This window comes from Coleofasciculus sp. H7-1, assembly GCF_057473865.1.
Window position 1 is genome coordinate 36,467 of record NZ_JBYCCT010000064.1, and the last position, 18,273, is coordinate 54,739.

An 18,273-nucleotide genomic window follows, 5' to 3' on the forward strand; every position below is an offset into this window, starting at 1 on the left:
AAATTTTTATGTTAGAAGTGTTGATTGAGCCGTTGCAGTACGGCTTTATGCAGCGATCGCTGATTATTGCCATTCTCGTCGGTTTGCTGTGCGCTGTTGTCGGCAGCTACCTGATGGTGCAACGGCTGGCATTGCTGGGAGATGCCATCAGCCACTCGGTTTTGCCGGGGTTAGCGATCGCGTTTATGGTGGGAGCTAATATCTTTGTCGGGGCATTTATCGCCGGGGTTTTGAGTACAATGGCGATCGCTTGGATCAGGACGCGATCGCCAATTAAAGAAGATGCTGCAATGGGTATCGTTTTCTCCGCCTTTTTTGCCCTCGGCGTTACCCTAATTACCACGATCCAAAAAGATAACAAAATCGACCTCAATCACTTCTTATTCGGCAATATTCTGGGTGTTACCGTTGAAGAAGTCCGCGACACCGCCATCATTGCCGCAATTGTCCTATTGGTGGTCGTGCTACTGTACAAAGAATTATTGTTTTATACCTTCGATCCACTGGGAGCGCAAGCAGCTGGATTGCCTACCAACTTGCTCAATTTTGGCTTAATGCTGCTGATTGCCTTAACAATTGTTGCCAGCATGAAAGCCGTGGGTGTCATCCTAGTGCTATCGCTGCTAATTACACCAGGAGCAACCGCCTATTTATTAGTGAAGCGGCTGCACAATGTAATGATAGTTGGGGCAGGAATTGGCATTATTTCCAGCATCAGCGGGATGTATCTCAGTTATTACCAGAATCTGCCTTCTGGCCCAGCGATTGTATTAGTTGTATCGGGATTATTTGTTTTAGCTTTATTATTCAGCCCCAGCTACGGAATCTTCACTAATAAACAATCGGATTTTGGGCAAATCCCGCCATTTTGGCGAGAGTTGAAACAGCTGATGAGATCGCGCTTGTAAGACGTAGAGATATCCAAATCAAGTCAATATTTTTTGTCCAAAAACTTCTTGGATGTCTCTACCTGCTCCTGTGCTACCTGGAGGAACTCCTTGTACGAGAGTGCGATCGCCTACAATTCTCAAACCGTCTTAAAAATATCTCTTTACTATATATAGCTCGATAAGTCAAGGTTAAGTTGAAAAAGTTTATCTATGACTTGTGGGGCGATACTGTGAAATCGATACTGTACGAGCATTCCTTGTGGATAACCCTACAGTATCGACTAAGCCTGGGGACGAGAATCTAGATGCTCTTCAGTTCGGTTTATCCCTTTGCAGAGCTTGACTTTTCTGGCGTTCCACTGCTGTGGTGGTCAGTTTTGCCATTTTTGCGATCGGTATGTCCATTGCCGTTACGCGGCAGAATCACTCCATAACCACCGTGGTTGCGCTCATAAATGACGTTAATCTCACCGCTTTCGGCATTGCGGAACATATAGAAGTCATGATCCACCAGTTGCAACTGTTCCAAGGCTTCGTCCATCGTCATTGGCGGCATCGCGAAGTATTTGGTACGCACCACTTCTGAGGGGAGTTCGGGGGTGCGCGAACCAATCAGATCCTCTGCCACTGGCTCTGGTTCTACCACGATGCCAGTCTTGAGCTGAGCTTGGGTCTTCTGATCCAGACGTTTTTCTTTATATTTCCGCAGTTTTCGAGCAATTTTATCTGCAACCAGGTCAATGCTCGCGTAGAGACTCTCGCTGCTCTCTTCAGCGCGGATCACTGTACCATTGGCAAAGATAGTCACTTCAGCCGCTTGTTTTGGATTTATCCGGGGATTGCGAGCCACACTAAGATGCACGTCTACTTCGCTCGTCAAACTCTGAAAGTGGCTGACTGCCTTTTCAATTTTTTGATTTACATACTCACGAATCGCGTCGGTAATTTCAATGTTTTTGCCGTGGATAACAAGCTTCATACCGGATACTCCATGCTGTACCGTTGTGATAATTCAGAAAGCCCACAAGAATTGCGACTTTCTCAGTAGCAATCACGTGCCCGTTTTTTGGTGTAAGCAAACGTTGAACGGAGCCAAAACTTTGAGAGATACAAATTTTTTCCCGATTTCACACTGTTGCTAGGATGTTCTTGCTTGCAGCCCCCTCAGCTAGAGGAGTTGCCAGCAGAGCGATCGCACGAGTAGCAACTGCCGATGTTCACAGTTTAGGTTTCCTAGGGTGCTATTTAACCGAATGTACGTTCCCCAGCTTGGTTGCGATCGCCAAGTCTAATTTTGGGGTGGTTTTGAAGAGGCGTCCTCCCTCAACACTTGAGGTTATAACTTCAACACTAGCACTTTGTATTCTAGAGAACTTCTGCCTTTGACTTCTCTTCAGAATCCTTTGCATCTTTTGACATTTCTTGATTCCAGCAGATTAATTATGCAGAAAATATAAGTCAAATTACTGTTGATTTTTGCCATGATTTTAAGTAAGTCTGAAGATTCTGTCGGGAATGCCTCTGAGCAACTGCGCCAACTCTGGCTATACAATCGGGGGCGGATGCCCTATTCGGCAGCTTGGGATTGGCAGCGATCGCTGGTTTCCGAACGCATCAACGACCCTAGTATGGCTGACGCCCTGATTTTGCTAGAGCATCCGCCGGTTTACACGCTCGGACAGGGAGCCAGTCTGGAATTTCTTAAATTTGACCCCGCAGCGACCGACTGGGAGGTTTTCCGAGTGGAACGAGGGGGTGAGGTGACATACCACTGTCCGGGTCAGCTGGTGGGCTACCCAATTCTCAATCTGCGCTATTACCGGCAAGATTTGCACTGGTACTTGCGACAGTTGGAAGAGGTATTGATTCGGGTGCTGGATGTTTACGGGTTAAAGGGCGATCGCGTTGCCGGAATGACTGGCGTTTGGCTGCAAGGCTGTAAGGTGGCAGCGATTGGCATTAAGGTCAGCAAGTGGATTACCATGCACGGCTTTGCCTTAAATGTTTGTCCCGATCTCAGCGGATTTGAGCGCATTATCCCCTGCGGCATTGCCGATAAGTCGGTTGGCAGTCTCGCCCAGTTCGTTCCCGGAATTGACTTGCACCAGGTGCGCCAAGAAGTGGCGAAAGCCTTTGCGAAAGTTTTCCGCGTTCAGCTAATTGTGCAAAATTGCTAATTGTTTATTGTGACCATTAGCCATTAGTTATAGCCATTAGTTGTAGGTTGGGTTGAGGAACGAAACCTAACACGCATAAGCATTTGTTGGGTTTCGTTCCTCAACCCAACCTACGCAGATTTTGGATTTTTAGCTTTTGCGGAAATTTTCCATTCTTCCATTAGCCCTTATTGAGCGTGTTAACCTGCAAAAAACTATCCAAGTCAGCGTAGGAGCCTGCATAGGTCACAGTGGGCACTTCATAGCCCTTTAGATTGACGATATATTGCTTAAAACCAGTCTCTTGTTTTGCCAAAGAGATGAGATATTCGTGAGTGGTTTCTCCCACAGCAATATCCAGACCCAGTTGCTTGGTGGCAGATTCCAGACGAAATGCCGCATTCACCGTATCCCCAATCGCGGTGTAATCGGGGCGATCGCCACTGCCCGTGTTACCAACCATTGCAAAACCCGTATTAATTCCTGCCCCAATTCGCAGCGGAAAGGGCACGGGATATTTATTACTCAAGTCCATTGTGATTTTATGGAGGTCGCTCACCGCTTGACAAATGTTGAGCATATCCTCCTCGGTCACTCCTTGGGGGCCATGAAACCAAATCGCCATGACCGCATCGCCAATATATTTATCAACCCAGCTGCCATACTGTCGGATGATATTTCCTGCATGACGGAACCAGGTGCCAATCACCGCCGATAATATCTTTTCATCCAGTTGCCGGGTGAGTACCGTGAAGTCGCGGATGTCTACCACCATGACTGACATCAGGCGGCGTACGTGCAAAGTTGAAGTCAGCGTATCCTTGTCCCCACTTGGCAATGGCTCATTGTTGCGGTTGGCAGTGGGACAGTGAAACTCTAGATCCGTCTGACCAAAGGTGAGGCGATCGCCATTGCGTAAAGTAACCGGAATACTGACTCGTCTGCCATTGACAAAGGAGCCGTTGCGACTTCCTAAGTCAATTAGGTAGAACTCGCCGGTTTCGGTACACTGCAACATTGCATGGTTGCGAGAAATCCAACGATCTGGCAACACAAAATTGTTGTCGTCACTGCGACCAACTGTCCAGCAGTTACTACTCACCAAGGGGAGATAGCGATTGCCGGACTCGGTACGAAGGAGCAAGTAAGGAGTGGGTCGCAAAGTCACCACAGGCTAGAGAAGCGACGACGCATCGTATGAAGTGGTTAAATTTTAGCTTTCTTCTGGAAGCTCTGATGGGTAATTTGGGAACCTTGGTGGCTAGATGTCCCTACACCAATAAATTTTTCAGGGGACACTTTCAGATATTTTCAAGCCATAGTAGCAGCCAGCCAAAACAGACCGTCTACCAAAATTGTACTCAAAACGGCTCCACCAAACGCCCACCAATGCAGCTGGCGCGATCGCAATGGTACCAGACCAACACCTAGTAGGACTGCCAGAAGCACGATTGCCCAACTTGTTCCCCAGGGGGTGCTAACTTGGGCGATCGCACTTTGAAAAACCAATGATGCCTCGCTTGGTGCAACTTGCATGACGGTTCGCCAGTGTGGAATCAAACCAGCTAAGTAGAAGTATATATCTGTTACTGCCGTGCCAAACAGGGAGCCAAGATAAAATAGGTTGCCGACTAGACCCCAACGACGCCCCAAACACCATAAGGCAAACGGTAAACCAATTGCTTCCACCGGCAAGTGGATCGTGGGTTCCCAACGCATCCAGCCCCAATAAATCGAGCCTGCCAACCAACTCCAGCTAAATCCCAGCAGCAAATCTCCCCACACATGAGTCGCAGGACGCCGTCTGAGAACCACACTCAGCCAAACCCACCCGGCTGTCATCACTAAACTCAGTTCTGGCAGCAGCCGCACTAAAGGGGCTTGCACAAACACTGGCACTGACACCAGAAAAGACGCAGCTGCGAAAACTAACCAAGCTTGACGGGTGCCAATTCCCCAATCAAAAAGCCCCAACAGAGTTTTACTTGGCTTTTGGAGATTACCAGGGACAGAAGAAGATGAGTTAGAAAACCAGGTATCGTTAAACAAGATTTTGTTAATATTCTTTACTTTAGTTTACATCTTTCAAGATATCACAAGAAAAATGCCCTAGGGGGGGATATGGGAATCTTAGCTGAGTTTTATTGAGCAAGACAAGTAGCTTTTAGGAGTGCGGGGGTGAGAAAATTTGTTGGAATTTGGGGTAGACTCGGCGCTGAGAGTAGGAGATTTCGTAAAAAATGCCGTCTCATGTGTAGTGGCGCAAGATGCCTCTGCTGGTGACTCTCCAAGAAGAAAGGCTGACTTGTCTGCAATGCTGCTTACTAGAGGATTTCATGGCTGTATCAAAACGGAAAATGTTCGCGCTTTTAGGTGCTGGTGCTGCGTTGACTTTCCCCTTAGAAGCGATGATGGTAAGGGCGCAAGACGTGGCACCCGTCGCCGCAACGACACCCCAGATGAATATCTTTCAATCGGTGGTTCTGGGCGTGGTGCAAGGGCTGACTGAGTTCCTGCCCATTAGTAGTACGGCGCATTTGAAGGTGGTGCCGGTGGCGCTGGGATGGGGCGATCCAGGGGTTGCCTTTACCGCCGTGATTCAGCTGGGCAGTATTGCCGCAGTGCTGTGGTATTTCTGGGGGGATCTGAGGCAAATCACGACGGGTGCCCTCAAAGCGATCGCCCACAAGAATTACGAATCCAACGACTTCCGCATGGCACTGGGGATCGTTTTGGGAACGTTACCCATCCTCTTTTTTGGACTGCTGATCAAAAAGTTTATTCCCGACTTTGACAACTCCCCGTTGCGGAGTATGGCAGCGATCGCTATTGCCTCTATTTTCATGGCTTTATTGTTGGGCATTGCAGAGCGCATTGGGAATAAAAAGCGTAACTTTGAGCAATTAACACTTCGGGATGGCATTTTGATGGGCTTGGCGCAGGCTTTGGCGCTAATTCCCGGCGTTTCTCGCTCCGGCTCCACCCTGACTGCTGGACTATTTATGGATTTAGAACGGGCAACTGCTGCACGCTTTTCTTTTTTATTGGGAATACCAGCAATTACTTTAGCGGGGTTAGTGGAATTAAAAGATGTTTTAGAAACAGGGTTGGGAGATGCTGGGTTGCTTCCTCTGGTGGCAGGAGTCATCTCAGCTGCGGTATTTTCGTATCTAGCGATCGCATGGCTGCTGCGCTTCCTGCAAACCCAGAGTACCTGGGTATTTATTTGGTATCGGTTAGCATTTGGGATAGCTATCTTGGGCGCGCTCTTCGTCAAACTAATACCTAATGTCTAATTACTTTTTCCTCTGCGCCTGAAGCGGTTCGTTTCCTCCTAGTTTTATGAGCGATTCTATTCGTCCAGCCTTAATTACCCAGGTTCTCCCCGACTCCATTGCCGCCGAAGTCGGTTTTGAACCGGGAGACGCAATTGTTTCCATCAACGGGATGCGCCCTCGTGACCTCATCGACTACCAGTTTTTGTGTGCTGATGAAGTGCTGGAACTGGAAGTTTTAGATACTGCTGGGAAAAGCCACTCGGTGGAAATTGAGAAAGACTACGACGATGACTTGGGGTTGGAATTTGAAACTGCCCTATTTGATGGCTTAATTCAGTGCAATAACCGCTGTCCTTTTTGCTTCATCGACCAACAGCCACCCGGTAAAAGGCGATCGCTTTATCTCAAAGATGACGACTACCGCCTCAGCTTTCTCTATGGCTCATACTTAACTCTGACCAATCTCACCCAACGGGAATGGGACAGGATTGAGCAGATGCGCCTATCTCCCCTCTATGTTTCCATCCACGCTACCGAACCAGAAGTACGCAGCCGCCTGCTAAAAAATCTCCGCGCTGGTCAGATTTTGCAGCAACTGCGGTGGTTTCAAGAACGGCGTCTGCAAATCCATGCCCAGGTTGTTCTCTGTCCCGGCATTAACGATGGCGATCGCCTTGATACCACTCTGGGGGATTTAGCATCTTTTCACAAGGGAGATATCCCGGCTGTCGCCTCCGTGGCAGTGGTTCCGGTCGGTTTGACACGTTTCCGTCCAACCGAAGACGAACTAACCCCAGTGACCCCCCAGAAAGCCGCTGAAGTGATTTTGCAAGTTCAGGCGCTCCAGGAGAAATTCCGCAACCAGATGGGATCTACTTTCGCCTGGTTAGCCGATGAGTGGTTTTTAATTGCTGGGCAAGAATTACCGCCAGAATCAGACTACGAAGACTATCCTCAAATTGGCAATGGGGTTGGTTCGATTCGCCAGTTCCTTAAGGAATTTCAGCAGGTGCAAGAGAAAAAACTGCCGCGACGTTTAAAGACACCCCGGAAATTAACTTGGGTAGTGGGTAATGCCGTGGAAAAAGCCTTTGAACCCATCGTGCAATGCCTCAATCAAGTGGAAGGATTGCAAGTAAATCTGGCGGCGTTGCGTAGCGAATACTGGGGACAAGAGATTAGCGTCACCGGCTTGTTAACGGGTCAAGATTTGCTGAAATTAAAGGGAAGAGATTTGGGCGATCGCATTCTTCTCCCCTCAGTCATGCTAAAACACGGCGATTCTTGCTTCTTGGATGACATGACTGTGGAACAACTCGCCACTGAGTTGAGTACACCAATCTTGCCCATCAACGGCATCGAAGAACTCATCGACGCCTGCATTCACTGAATCCTTCATGTTCAGGATAAGTCTGGAATTCCTCGTTTTTAAACTGAGGATGGACTCGCCGCACATCACCACATAGTAAGGGCAACCACAGGGGGATTGAACCCGAAAAAATGCTATATGTATAAGCTTTGCGTAAGTCCTGTTCTTACAAAAGTCGAATTAACCCCCACAGTCCCCGAAACAGGGGGAGAAAATCTTACTCCCTCTCCGTTTCGGGGAGGGTTGGGGAGGGGTTCTGGGTATTTTTGCAGGTCTATTCTGCGGTAACTGAAGTCCCGATAGCAGGCTGAGGCAGCATTTTTTCATACAAATCGAGCAAAAGCCTTTCCTTGAGATCCCAATCAAAGACTTCCTGCACCCGCTTTTGTCCTGCTTGTCCCATTCGCACCCGTAACGCTGGATCTTCAGCTAAACGAGTCATCGCCGCAGCTACGTCGCGTGCTACTTGTTCGGGATCTATCGCAGCCACCTTAATCCCAGTTTCCTCCGTTACCTGTACCGCTGGTCCTCCCAAATCCAAGCAAATGACTGGACGCCCCGCCGCCATCATTTCCGCACAGACAAACCCCCCAGATTCGTGCAGACTGGGGTGAACGAGGACGTGGCAATGCCCAATTTTAGATAGGGTTTCCTGGCGCGGTAAAGCGCCCCAGAAGCGAACTTTATCCGCCACTCCCAGGGAGTGAGCGATCGCTTCCAATTGTTGCCGTTCCCGTCCATCTCCCACAATCCAGTATTCTGCTTTGGGAATTTGAGCCAAAGCAAAAGCTCGAATCCCCAGATGGACTCCTTTCCAGTGGATGAGGCGACCCACGGTAATAAACCGTATTGGACTATCATCAGGCAGAATATGGTGCGCCAATTGACTAATTTCTTCTTTAGATAAACCCACTTGCGAAGCGATTTGGACATTTTTTACTCCAAGCGATCGCAACCGTTCTGCTGTCTCCTGAGTGGTTGCTAATCCCACACAACTTCGCTTTGCTGTCAGTCGCACAAACGGATCTTGCTCACCCACCGATTGAGCCAAGTTTCGCAGCAATTCGTAAACCTTGCCACGCCGACTAAAATCTTTCCAGAAAGCTTTTGGAGCCGATTCAGCGCCTCCGACAGGTCCCCAAATAAAGGGAACTGGCAACAGTACTAAAAAGCTAGGAGACCAGTGTTTCACATAAGTGACATGACGCACCAAGTCAAAGCCAATCTCCCGATGTAGCTGCCTTGCCAGAAAATAAGCTTGTATTTGCCAAAGGTAGTAATGAAATTGCACCAACCCTTGCTTATTCCGCCAATCTTCCGTCCAATTAAACGGATCGAAATAAACAAAGTGCAAGTTGGGAACCGGGTGACGATCTAGCTCTGTCTCAATTGCTGCACGATAACCAATTCGAGTTAACACCCAAACTTCGTGATGATTCGCTACTTGCCGAACCGTATTCCAGCCTACCCCTTCCTCAGAGCCGCACCCAGGCTCGCAAGCGTATGCGGACAGAAGGATTTTCATAGGCTTTTTACCTCTTATAAAATTAGCAACTTTCCCTATCTATAGTTCCCACCCACTTTCAAAATTACCCACTTTTCCAAAATTATTTTTCTGGTTCCCCGCCTAAGCTGGGAAACGCAATTTTAGAGACTCTGCCTTAATTCAATATCGTTCGGCATTTATTTGACTTTTTTGTAAAACATTCATTGCTACTTCTGCCATTGATTTTGCTGCTGTCTCTGGAGTGTACTGTCCTATCAATTGCTTGGATTTTTCTCCCATTGAAGCAATCAAATTTGGATTATCTATAAAACGGCGCATCCCTTCAGCAATTTCTTCTGGATTTTGCGGATCGAACAAATACCCATTCTCTCCTTCTATCACCATTTCATAAGCGCCTGCACCTTTAGAACACAATATGGGTTTGCCAAATACCATCGCCTCCAGCACCACCATTCCCCAGACATCTTCAAAGGTAGGAAAAACAAAGACATCGGCATTCTGAAAATATGCCCCTAGTTGCCCGTAATCCACCCATCCCGTCCACGTAACCAGCTCTGTCAAATTGTTGTCTTTAACAAAAACTTCCAGCTCCTCGCGTTGCGCTCCATCCCCAATAATCAGCAGCGAATAATTAGAATATCCCTGACTTTGAAGCAGAGAACACGCCTCCAACAACGGCTTTATCCCTTTCCTAGAAATTACTTGTCCGACAAATAGAAAAACCGGACGTTTTAACTCTAATTCACTAGGTTTAGCAGCTTCAAGACGTTCCCGCAAAGCTTGCGGTTCAGGCACTAGATAAGTTTTAGTAAAAATTTTACTTTTATCCGCTCCAATTGCCTCATAAAGATACTTTTTGCCATCATTACTATTGGCAATAAAAGCATCTGTAAATTGAACCATTAAACGACGCGACAAGGTACGAAGTTTAGAATCTTCAAAGTTCGTATTAGGTGAACTGCCATCATAAATAATTACAACTTTCCAACCTCCTAACGGTTTGAAAAGCAGTGCCAAAACAGTCCATATAGAGAAAGCACTGGCGAAGACAACATGAGGCTTAAACTCAAGTAACTCATTCACAATCTTCGGTGAAGCTACCATAAAACCGCGACCATAGCCACCCGATACTTGAGTTGCTTCTACAAATTTAAATTTTCCTACAAGTTTAACCGCAGAAGCTCCAGGAGCGTCAGCATCGAATTTCGGCCAAAGACAGCCAGTATAAAAAATTGTATTTTTACATATTTTCGTAAGTTCGTACAAAACAGGTCGCCAATAAGAGCCAAATTCGACTGAGGGAATCACAATGGCGATGCGGAGAGCGTCTATCTTTAATTTTTTGCCGTCAGAATGTCTAACTTTCATGTTCCCACCTGTCCCCGTTTGATAAAGCTTGAAAAAAGCAATTTTCTATACGGTAGCAACCAATAAATAGGCCATAAAATCCCAGCATGGCGCTGAGCAAATAACTTCCGTTCTTGGAATGTGAAATTTTTAGGTTGTTCTGCCTTTTGCCATCGTTCGCGAATCGGCAAATTAGAATCCATCCAGTTCGCGTATAAAGGGTTTCCCGAACAGGTTCCGATGTAGCTCGGAGCTAGCCAAACTGTATATCCTTTGCGTCTCGCGCGTAACCCATAATCAAAGTCTCCCGCATAATGCTTGAAGTCAGGATCTAAATTTCCGATTGCTTGGAATATTTCTTTAGGAATCAATACACAATTTCCATGCATGGTGTCACATCGTATAGCTTTTTCGCCCGGTTCTAGCCAGCGAAATTTGAAGGGATGCCACCACGTACTTCTCACGACGCCGCCATAAGAAACCGTATTCGTATCTGGATCGCAAGTCGCCCCTGCTACAATGGCTGCATCTCCTTTCGAGGCTAAAAGATGAGAGGTTGTCAGCAAATTACTTAAAGCTTCTGGGTAAATCAGCGTGTCATCATTCAGCCAGAGATGGTAGTCATGAGGGTGCTTGATGGCTTCAGAAAATGCCACCCGCATTCCTCCATTCCAGAATAAATTTCCATCTCCCTGGATAATCTTTACTTGAGGATAGTTTTGGTTGACGGCTGCTGCTGTACCGTCACTGCTGCCATCATCTACAAGATATATGCAAAGATTAACGTCAGTTGGGAGTACCTGGTTAAAAAGTGCCTGTAGACTTGCTAAGGTCTTTTGCTTTCGGTTATAGCAAGTGATAAGAACGGCTATGCTAGTATTTCCCATCAGCGCCTCAAATTATTAAAATGAATGTAAGTTATCATAATAGCTATGTTATCCCTAAAATTGGGAACGATGGGGAACATTGACAGCGAAGCAAGGTAATCGATTTTTTAATTAACATATATTTTATAATTTAACAAAGTCTGTATTCATTATTTTTACAAATTAAAGAATCTTTTCAATATTCTTGCTATCAATTTTTATTAAGCTAGATTAAAGGTGCTTAATTCACTTTCTGAGGTTAACAATATGTCTGCAACAATGAAATTAAATTTAGGCTCTTTTGACCGAATCTTCTCCGGCTGGATCAATACTGATATTACTCCTCACATTTGGGTTTCAAAAATCCCCTTTTTACCCGATATTATGTATAAAATGGGGAAGCTCGATCGAGAACGATATGAGGAGCATCAAAAAGGTATTTTTCGTCAGCTTACATATCTGGATCTGACTAAAAAATTTCCCTGGCCCGATAATAGCGTCGATGCAGCATATACCTCTCATGTACTAGAGCATTTATACCTTGAAGGTGCCTTGAATTGTATCTCGGAAGTTTATCGAGTTCTCAAGCCAGGTGGAATGTTTCGGGTGGCAATTCCAGACCTCGATCAATTAATAAAGAGTTACGATTCTAGCTGTCCCGAAGTATTTCTGACAGAATTTTTAGAGGCAACGCAGACGTTAGAAAAAAATCGTCACCACTGGCACTATAACGAAAATTCGTTGCGAAAAATCCTCTTAGATACTGGATTTCGGGAAGTGGTTAGATGCAACTATCGAGACAGTCAAATAGCAGGTATTGCAGAACGAGAAGAACGCCCAGAATCCCTATTTATGGAATGTATTAAATAATAATTAAAACCAATAGGGTGGGCAATGCTCACCCGAAAATTTTATATCTATGGAACATAAGTGGAGGGGAAGAGAGGGATAAGATGATAAAGCCCCGTATAAGTCTGAAACCCCGTGTTTAAACCTATATAATAGGAAGGAAGAATAACATTCACGAGGGCAATATAAAACAATATACGATGCCCCGGAAAAACTTTCTCTTCCCGAATTAGGATAGCAAAAGCGATTAACATTCCAAAGAAGCCATAGCCTACATTTCTGCTAGTATCTACAATCAAAAACATTGTAGAAATAGGGAATGCAATGATACTAGCGATCGCGCCTACCAAAAGTGTCTCGCCCTGACGCCAAAGTATCCACAAGATATAGAGGGTAATAATCCACAATAGCTTGTAGGAGAAGAAAAAGCCTGCTAACCCCAACATTGGGTTTTCAGCTAAATACTGCAATGCCGTCTTATTCTCCAGTATCAAGTGTGCCTTTACTGGACTATCCAGAGAAAATCCACTGCCAGCAAACCAGATAAAACAGTAAATGGGGACTAAAGATAAAGCGGTTAATACTTCTCGTCTGGGAAAACAGAAGATAACAATTGGGATGAAGACAAAAGCACTGGCTTCATGTGTCGCCAAGGCAAAAGCAAGAGTTGCGAGTCTTCCCTGCCGAGTCATAGGAATACAAGCTGGAAGTAATAGCAGACTAAAAAATAGCTGATCTACATAACCCGGAAATTGACAATTAAAAATTAAATAACTACTGGTTGCAATTGAAAGGTAATATAAACCAAGTTTTTGATAATTTATCGATTTTGATTCAATTTCTTGTTGTCCCTCCTCAGTCTCCTTTGAACCAAAAATTTTAGACTCGATAAATGTTAAGCTCAAGAAGATTAAAAGATAGGTACAGGCTAGAGAAAAAATGTAATATAGGAACGGCCCACTCATGTGAATAAAGTTAGCGATCGCTAGCATAAACAAGCGTCGATAGTACCAGTCAGCATTTTGGCTAAAAGGCTCTAAACTCCTAATGGCATACTCTAAACCCATTACACCTGGACCTAAAGGATAGCGAAAAGGAACGATGAGTAAAGATATAATTGCGAAGATGGCTAGGGACGCGATCGCTCTCCTTTTAAATCCAGCTTCAAATAGTGAATAGCGCGACTTAATAATCGATATTAAGATTGGGTATGCAATTACTAAAGTCGCTATAAAAAAGAGAAATCCTTTGATAGGGATTATGCCGTAGATAGTAGTAATCTCGGCTAGTTGCTGCGGAGCATTTCCGGCTAAAATTTCTGGGCGAATCAACCCTTGGGTGAAACGACTTTCGATTGCTTGAACAGTTATAGAAACCCAGTCTTGGGGCAGGCGATTGAAGATTGCCTGAAACGCCATGATTATCCTATTTTTCGGCGCATTCGCTACTGCATACAAAGTAGTTACAGCTATCCAGAAAAAGACTGGAGGAATAACATTCTTATCTTTCAGCGTATCAAAGACTACGTAATGTAAGTATTTCTCTGAGCGTTTCAACATCTAAAAAATCCCTAAATAAAATTTGGCTAGTTATACAACGCTGCGTACTATCTCTAAAAAACGTCTACCATATCCTTTGATTTTCTCAACATTATCCTGTTTAGCTAAACTTTCCTTTTCTACATCTGGTCCTGGTGTTAAGGTAGTAAAAGTTTTATCAATGAGTGCTGCTAGCTGTTCCGCATTACTGCGCTCAAAAAAGTGAGAATCAGGAGGATTCTGCTCCAGGTGAACTGGAAAGTCAGAAAGTAACATGGGTTTACCCAGAGAACGTGCGTCCTCTACAACCGTACTCCAACCTTCAAATAAGGAAGGCTGAATTACAGCTAAACACCTCCTCATGAGCTGAATTTGATCTACACGAGGAATTAATCCTAAAAGACGCACTTGTTCGCTAATTCCTAATTCCTCAATTCTTGTCAGGAGGTGATTGTAATAATCAGGATTGCGATAATCAGTAGCACTTCCAGTACAGACAACTGTAGGTGTAAGTCCCTGTTGTTTCAGTAACCCCAAAGCTTCAATTACTACAGCATGATCTTTGTGTTTCCAGAATTGATTACTGACTAGGAAAAAATTATCTGGAAGTTGATAATTTTCTTGAGTTAGTTTGGGATCTAACTCAAACCATTCGGGTGCGGGACAGCTTACGAAGTTCATTACAACACTTCGAGAAGCAGCGTCTGGATAAAGATGTTTAAAGTCTTCCTGCGCCATTTTGCTACTGAGGACGATGATAGGAGCAGCGTGAGCAATTTGTTGCTGATCTCGATTACGTTGAGCGATTTCTTCTTGAGAGAAAAGGTGGGGTAAGTGATAGTGTTGAAAGTCAGGAATCCAACCTCCCCATTGATAAGGTGCGCGGGTTCCTGCTATAGCTGGGTAGAGAAAATTTATTTTTTGAGGATTCAGTAGTTCCAGAGGAATGAAAGAAATACGCTCAGCTAAAAGATTACAAATTTTCAGGTAGGCACGCTGCCACTTGGAAGTAGCATAAATTTCGTTAACGTAACAGCGGGCTGGTTCTATTAAATTTATATCTTTATCGTGAACGGCTATTGTTAGCTTGATATTCGCTTTTTCTATTTCTGGTAAAGTGGCGATCGCGCGAGCTAAATTCTGAATATATAGCACGCCCCCTAGCCAGCCAGAGCCACCCACCATGTTGAGGCAAATATGTAGATTTTTCACCATCCTAAAATCTCAGCTCGACACCATTGAACGTAGACGTTTACACCCCTTTCTATCGTTACTTCAGGGGTAAATCCAATTTTGGCAAGTTTGCTCATATCGGCTTGCCAGTTTATCGGAGTTCCTACAGGAGTATTATTATCAAATCCAACTGGAATATCTTCCCCCAGTTTGGCTAACACTAATGTTGCTAATTCTTTGATTGTTGTTTCGACGCCATTCGCTAGGTTATAAACCTCGGCTTCAAAATTAGCTTTTTCAGAAAGAATATGAAGTGCCCTTGCTACATCTCTACCATGAATAAAGTCGCGGCTTTCGTTGCCAGTTCCTCGTAACTTTAGTGCGGAGTTTGTCAAAGCTTTTTGACACATATCCCAAAGAACTTGCCGCCTCAGTCCTGGTCCATAACCAGAAAAAATGCGTACTATAGCAGTGGGTAAGTTATAAACTTGGAAAAACTCAGCGCAAAGTTGCTCGGACATTAGCTTATGAAAGCCATACGGGGAAATTGGCTTCAAGCTTTGGTTTTCCCGAATGGGTAATGTTTCTGGATTTCCATAGACAGCAGCACTAGAAAGATAGATTAAACGACATTTTGGAACATAAAGACGTAATGTATTTAAAAGGTTGAAAGTGACGGCGACACTGTTGCTGAAATCTGCTGATGGATCGCTAATTGAAAGCTCCACTGATGCTCTTCCAGCGCAGTGAATACAAACTTCCGGTTGCAACTCTTGAACAATTTTTGCTAGCTCGGCAGAAGGCAAATTTAATTGTTGATAGCGAAACAAATCTTGTCTAGGTGCATTCTCTGGAGGACGATTTCCCAACCCTACAACACTCCATCCAGTTTCTGTAAACTGACGAGCAACATATCGCCCGATAAACCCTGTCACACCTGTAATTAGCACGGTTTTCATAAAAATAAAAATTTTAATTTGTTCATAAAATCAGCTATCTCTCTTCTTGGCTTCTGTAGTTTGTCACTCTAAATCTCCGAACAATTTGCTAACAGCGATTGTTGGCATTCTAGTAGCGGGAAAATTTTTCTTTAATATTGCTAAATATTCATCTTCACCAGGAAGATATTGATCGCCATCTTCAGAATAATCTTTAGTCCTTACCCACTCTTGCGATCGCATATCAAATCTTTTAACGATTCGACATGGATTTCCTACTACCACACTGAATGGGGGAATATCACAATTTACTACGGTGCAAGCTCCAATGATTGAGCCGTATCCTACTTTGACCCCTTTCAAAATAGTCACGTCTACACCCAGCCAGCAATTTGTGCCGATATCTATTACTCCATCAGTAGTTGTTGAAGCAGTGTGATAAGGAATAAAGGGAGAAATGTAATCGTGCCCACTTCCTAACAGTTTACAGTCATTGCCAATTAAACTATAGTCGCCGACTTTTATCAAAGCTCCAGCACTATAAAAGTTTCTGCGACCTACAAAACAGTTATCACCAATAATGACAGAGATTTTGTCTTTTTCCCGTTTATTAATTACAATTACTGTTTCTTCACCGATGACTGAATTTTGACCAACTTTTACATTACCCCACCCCAGTACATGAACAGATGGATCAATATAAGAGTTTTTACCTACATTCTGCCTTTTAGTAAAATAGGCTTTTAAGTTACCTCCTAACCATTTAATTCTGTCTATTTGAGCGTCTGTTAGTTTAGATACTATAAAGCGCTTCATTAATTTTTACCCGCGATCGCTCACTACTTCTTTGCCATTTAAAATCTTCTGTTCACCTTCAGGAACCTTGCCAATAATCCGGGCTGGATTCCCCGCGACAATCGTCCAAGCAGGAACATCTTTAGTAACGACTGACCCAGCACCGATAATCGAGCATTTTCCAATCGTCACCCCTCTCAAAATAATTGAGTTACAAGCAATCCAAACATCCTCTTCAATAATGACGGATTTTCCATTTAGGTTTAAATCTTTAGGAAAACCTTTTTGGATAATGTGAACAAATTGCTGATGACGTGCTACCGGATCGAGCGGATGAGTTTGATTGTCGAATATATTGACATTATGAGCAATAATTGCTCTATCTTTTATTTCAATTAAAGTGTCTGACCAAATTCTAGAGCCTTGGGCTAAATAACAGAAATTTCCTACTTTTATTTTTCCTCCGGGGAAAGTCATTAACTGGCCTTCAATGTGAGTGTTGTCGCCCAGAATAATACTATTTTTATCACGATCGTGGCTCACCAGTAAATTATGGTCTAAAACACTTGAATTATTGCCAATTACACATTTTTTATTGACTAAAGCAGCATTAATCTTAGATTTAATTTTGAAGAAGGGGTTCATCTGACAATTACTCCTTAAGCAAACTTTTTTGAAATTTATTTTTGACTTTAGTAAAAAGGCTTCTATTGTCAAAAAAATTTTCTTGAAACAAGGTGTCTGCCTCCACATCTCGAATCATAAAGGGAGGATGCTTTAAAGGAAATATAATTTCTTGCGTCTCCATTTTACCTAGTGGATTTTCAGTGGAAAAAGTGTGAGTTGCATTAGCTCCAAAACCAATATTCGTAATTAAATTAACTTCGGGCACTATTTTTAATCCATGTTGAAGCCAACAAGCTAGCAGCCATTGATAATCCCAACAGGATCTATTTTGATTTTGGTAGGCATTTTGAAATATTTTTTGCCAAAATAAATAATATTTCGGTACCATTAAGTAATTTTCTAGAAACCGACTCTCTAAAATTTCAGGCCATTGCTTAATGTCATAATCAAAATATTTCCAGGCTCTGCGCCAGGATGCCCAACCCCAATTTCCACCAAAGTAAGAAAAGTAATAACTTTGTCTAGGTAATTTCCGTTCGCCTAAAAGATTGGTTCCCGCGATACTCATTACCCTTTCATCATCACGATACTTTTCTAATAACTCTTCGCAAAACTGGAAGAAAGTCGGATGAGGTAAACAATCATCCTCGAAAAGGATGGCTTCTTCTACTTGTTCAAATACCCAATTAATACCCGTAGCTGGACGTAACCCGCAGCCTAAGTTGACATCCGAATAATTTTTTAGAACTTCGCAGTCCCAATCTACAGTGTCAATAATTGCACGAGCAGCAGCGCACTTTTCCGCTTCACCTGGCCGATCGGCACGAGGGCCATCAGCGACTACTAAAAGCTTAGGCGGTTTTGCCTGACGAATTGCCTCAAAAACCTTGGCTGTAGTCTCAGGTCGCTTAAAGATTAACAGAGCAACGGGAGTTTTCAT

At 44.2% G+C, this 18,273-nt stretch carries 18 protein-coding genes; 6 read left to right on the forward strand and 12 right to left on the reverse strand.

What is annotated here, in order from left to right; translation table 11 throughout:
• Nucleotides 1-8 precede the first annotated feature (8 nt).
• Entirely contained in the window at nt 9-908 is a 900-nt protein-coding gene (locus AC2VDX_RS15855; RefSeq protein WP_378173749.1) for a metal ABC transporter permease, read from the forward strand.
• A gap of 304 nt (nt 909-1,212) precedes the next feature.
• On the opposite strand, the gene hpf is transcribed toward AC2VDX_RS15855, so the two are convergent.
• Complete coding sequence (hpf, locus tag AC2VDX_RS15860) at nt 1,213-1,869, reverse strand: ribosome hibernation-promoting factor, HPF/YfiA family (protein ID WP_378173746.1); 657 nt, start codon at nt 1,867-1,869, stop codon at nt 1,213-1,215.
• 164 nt (nt 1,870-2,033) lie between these two features.
• On the opposite strand from hpf, the gene AC2VDX_RS15865 reads away from it, so the two are divergent.
• Nucleotides 2,034-2,276: a hypothetical protein gene (locus AC2VDX_RS15865; protein ID WP_486928199.1), complete on the forward strand. Its 243-nt coding sequence runs from the start codon at nt 2,034-2,036 to the stop codon at nt 2,274-2,276.
• Between the two features lie 95 nt (nt 2,277-2,371).
• On the forward strand, nt 2,372-3,067 hold the full coding sequence (gene lipB, locus AC2VDX_RS15870; protein ID WP_378173743.1) for a lipoyl(octanoyl) transferase LipB: 696 nt from the start codon (nt 2,372-2,374) through the stop codon (nt 3,065-3,067).
• Nucleotides 3,068-3,227: 160 nt separating this feature from the next.
• Here the strand turns inward: lipB and AC2VDX_RS15875 are convergent, their stop codons facing one another.
• Entirely contained in the window at nt 3,228-4,217 is a 990-nt protein-coding gene (locus AC2VDX_RS15875) for an adenylate/guanylate cyclase domain-containing protein (protein ID WP_378173741.1), read from the reverse strand.
• Nucleotides 4,218-4,357: 140 nt separating this feature from the next.
• Nucleotides 4,358-5,023 carry a DUF3120 domain-containing protein gene (locus AC2VDX_RS15880; protein WP_378174066.1) on the reverse strand — a complete coding sequence of 222 codons (666 nt, stop codon included), beginning with the start codon at nt 5,021-5,023 and terminating at the stop codon, nt 4,358-4,360.
• A 359-nt stretch (nt 5,024-5,382) separates the two neighbouring features.
• On the opposite strand from AC2VDX_RS15880, the gene AC2VDX_RS15885 reads away from it, so the two are divergent.
• Both AC2VDX_RS15885 and AC2VDX_RS15890 read left to right on the forward strand, forming a co-directional pair.
• Nucleotides 5,383-6,342, forward strand: coding sequence for an undecaprenyl-diphosphate phosphatase (locus tag AC2VDX_RS15885; RefSeq protein WP_378173738.1), 960 nt, complete (start codon nt 5,383-5,385; stop codon nt 6,340-6,342).
• Nucleotides 6,343-6,388: 46 nt separating this feature from the next.
• Nucleotides 6,389-7,714 (forward strand): TIGR03279 family radical SAM protein, encoded by a 1,326-nt coding sequence (locus AC2VDX_RS15890; RefSeq protein ID WP_378173735.1) that lies wholly within the window; start codon nt 6,389-6,391, stop codon nt 7,712-7,714.
• 253 nt (nt 7,715-7,967) lie between these two features.
• Here AC2VDX_RS15890 and AC2VDX_RS15895 read toward each other — a convergent pair whose 3' ends face one another.
• The 3 genes from AC2VDX_RS15895 to AC2VDX_RS15905 form a co-directional block, all read right to left on the reverse strand.
• Entirely contained in the window at nt 7,968-9,218 is a 1,251-nt protein-coding gene (locus AC2VDX_RS15895) for a glycosyltransferase family 4 protein (protein WP_378173732.1), read from the reverse strand.
• A gap of 141 nt (nt 9,219-9,359) precedes the next feature.
• Nucleotides 9,360-10,466 (reverse strand): glycosyltransferase family 4 protein, encoded by a 1,107-nt coding sequence (locus AC2VDX_RS15900; protein WP_486928200.1) that lies wholly within the window; start codon nt 10,464-10,466, stop codon nt 9,360-9,362.
• A gap of 98 nt (nt 10,467-10,564) precedes the next feature.
• The gene (locus AC2VDX_RS15905) at nt 10,565-11,434 is read right to left on the reverse strand and encodes a glycosyltransferase family 2 protein (RefSeq protein ID WP_378173726.1); all 870 of its coding nucleotides are present in this window, start codon (nt 11,432-11,434) and stop codon (nt 10,565-10,567) included.
• 246 nt (nt 11,435-11,680) lie between these two features.
• Here AC2VDX_RS15905 and AC2VDX_RS15910 point away from each other — a divergent pair, with 246 nt between their 5' ends.
• A complete protein-coding gene (locus AC2VDX_RS15910) occupies nt 11,681-12,283 on the forward strand; it encodes a methyltransferase domain-containing protein (protein ID WP_378173723.1) in 603 nt (200 codons plus the stop codon).
• 47 nt (nt 12,284-12,330) lie between these two features.
• Here the strand turns inward: AC2VDX_RS15910 and AC2VDX_RS15915 are convergent, their stop codons facing one another.
• The 6 genes from AC2VDX_RS15915 to AC2VDX_RS15940 form a co-directional block, all read right to left on the reverse strand.
• Nucleotides 12,331-13,821 (reverse strand): hypothetical protein, encoded by a 1,491-nt coding sequence (locus AC2VDX_RS15915; protein ID WP_378173720.1) that lies wholly within the window; start codon nt 13,819-13,821, stop codon nt 12,331-12,333.
• A 30-nt stretch (nt 13,822-13,851) separates the two neighbouring features.
• Nucleotides 13,852-15,015: a glycosyltransferase family 4 protein gene (locus AC2VDX_RS15920; protein ID WP_378173718.1), complete on the reverse strand. Its 1,164-nt coding sequence runs from the start codon at nt 15,013-15,015 to the stop codon at nt 13,852-13,854.
• Nucleotides 15,009-15,932: an NAD-dependent epimerase/dehydratase family protein gene (locus AC2VDX_RS15925; RefSeq protein ID WP_378173715.1), complete on the reverse strand. Its 924-nt coding sequence runs from the start codon at nt 15,930-15,932 to the stop codon at nt 15,009-15,011. Before AC2VDX_RS15925 ends, AC2VDX_RS15920 begins: the two co-directional genes overlap by 7 nt.
• 63 nt (nt 15,933-15,995) lie before the next feature.
• Complete coding sequence (locus AC2VDX_RS15930; RefSeq protein ID WP_378173712.1) at nt 15,996-16,727, reverse strand: acyltransferase; 732 nt, start codon at nt 16,725-16,727, stop codon at nt 15,996-15,998.
• 6 nt (nt 16,728-16,733) lie between these two features.
• The gene (locus AC2VDX_RS15935; RefSeq protein WP_378173710.1) at nt 16,734-17,351 is read right to left on the reverse strand and encodes an acyltransferase; all 618 of its coding nucleotides are present in this window, start codon (nt 17,349-17,351) and stop codon (nt 16,734-16,736) included.
• A 7-nt stretch (nt 17,352-17,358) separates the two neighbouring features.
• Nucleotides 17,359-18,273, reverse strand: coding sequence for a glycosyltransferase family 2 protein (locus tag AC2VDX_RS15940; RefSeq protein ID WP_378173707.1), 915 nt, complete (start codon nt 18,271-18,273; stop codon nt 17,359-17,361).

Bases quoted from the DNA above. Each gene is read 5' to 3' on its own strand.
- AC2VDX_RS15855 (WP_378173749.1), top strand. From the start codon at position 9: ATGTTAGAAGTGTTGATTGAGCCGTTGCAGTACGGCTTTATGCAGCGA.
- hpf (WP_378173746.1), bottom strand. From the start codon at position 1,869: ATGAAGCTTGTTATCCACGGCAAAAACATTGAAATTACCGACGCGATT.
- AC2VDX_RS15865 (WP_486928199.1), top strand. From the start codon at position 2,034: ATGTTCTTGCTTGCAGCCCCCTCAGCTAGAGGAGTTGCCAGCAGAGCG.
- lipB (WP_378173743.1), top strand. From the start codon at position 2,372: ATGATTTTAAGTAAGTCTGAAGATTCTGTCGGGAATGCCTCTGAGCAA.
- AC2VDX_RS15885 (WP_378173738.1), top strand. From the start codon at position 5,383: ATGGCTGTATCAAAACGGAAAATGTTCGCGCTTTTAGGTGCTGGTGCT.
- AC2VDX_RS15890 (WP_378173735.1), top strand. From the start codon at position 6,389: ATGAGCGATTCTATTCGTCCAGCCTTAATTACCCAGGTTCTCCCCGAC.
- AC2VDX_RS15895 (WP_378173732.1), bottom strand. From the start codon at position 9,218: ATGAAAATCCTTCTGTCCGCATACGCTTGCGAGCCTGGGTGCGGCTCT.
- AC2VDX_RS15905 (WP_378173726.1), bottom strand. From the start codon at position 11,434: ATGGGAAATACTAGCATAGCCGTTCTTATCACTTGCTATAACCGAAAG.
- AC2VDX_RS15910 (WP_378173723.1), top strand. From the start codon at position 11,681: ATGTCTGCAACAATGAAATTAAATTTAGGCTCTTTTGACCGAATCTTC.
- AC2VDX_RS15915 (WP_378173720.1), bottom strand. From the start codon at position 13,821: ATGTTGAAACGCTCAGAGAAATACTTACATTACGTAGTCTTTGATACG.
- AC2VDX_RS15920 (WP_378173718.1), bottom strand. From the start codon at position 15,015: ATGGTGAAAAATCTACATATTTGCCTCAACATGGTGGGTGGCTCTGGC.
- AC2VDX_RS15925 (WP_378173715.1), bottom strand. From the start codon at position 15,932: ATGAAAACCGTGCTAATTACAGGTGTGACAGGGTTTATCGGGCGATAT.
- AC2VDX_RS15930 (WP_378173712.1), bottom strand. From the start codon at position 16,727: ATGAAGCGCTTTATAGTATCTAAACTAACAGACGCTCAAATAGACAGA.
- AC2VDX_RS15935 (WP_378173710.1), bottom strand. From the start codon at position 17,351: ATGAACCCCTTCTTCAAAATTAAATCTAAGATTAATGCTGCTTTAGTC.
- AC2VDX_RS15940 (WP_378173707.1), bottom strand. From the start codon at position 18,273: ATGAAAACTCCCGTTGCTCTGTTAATCTTTAAGCGACCTGAGACTACA.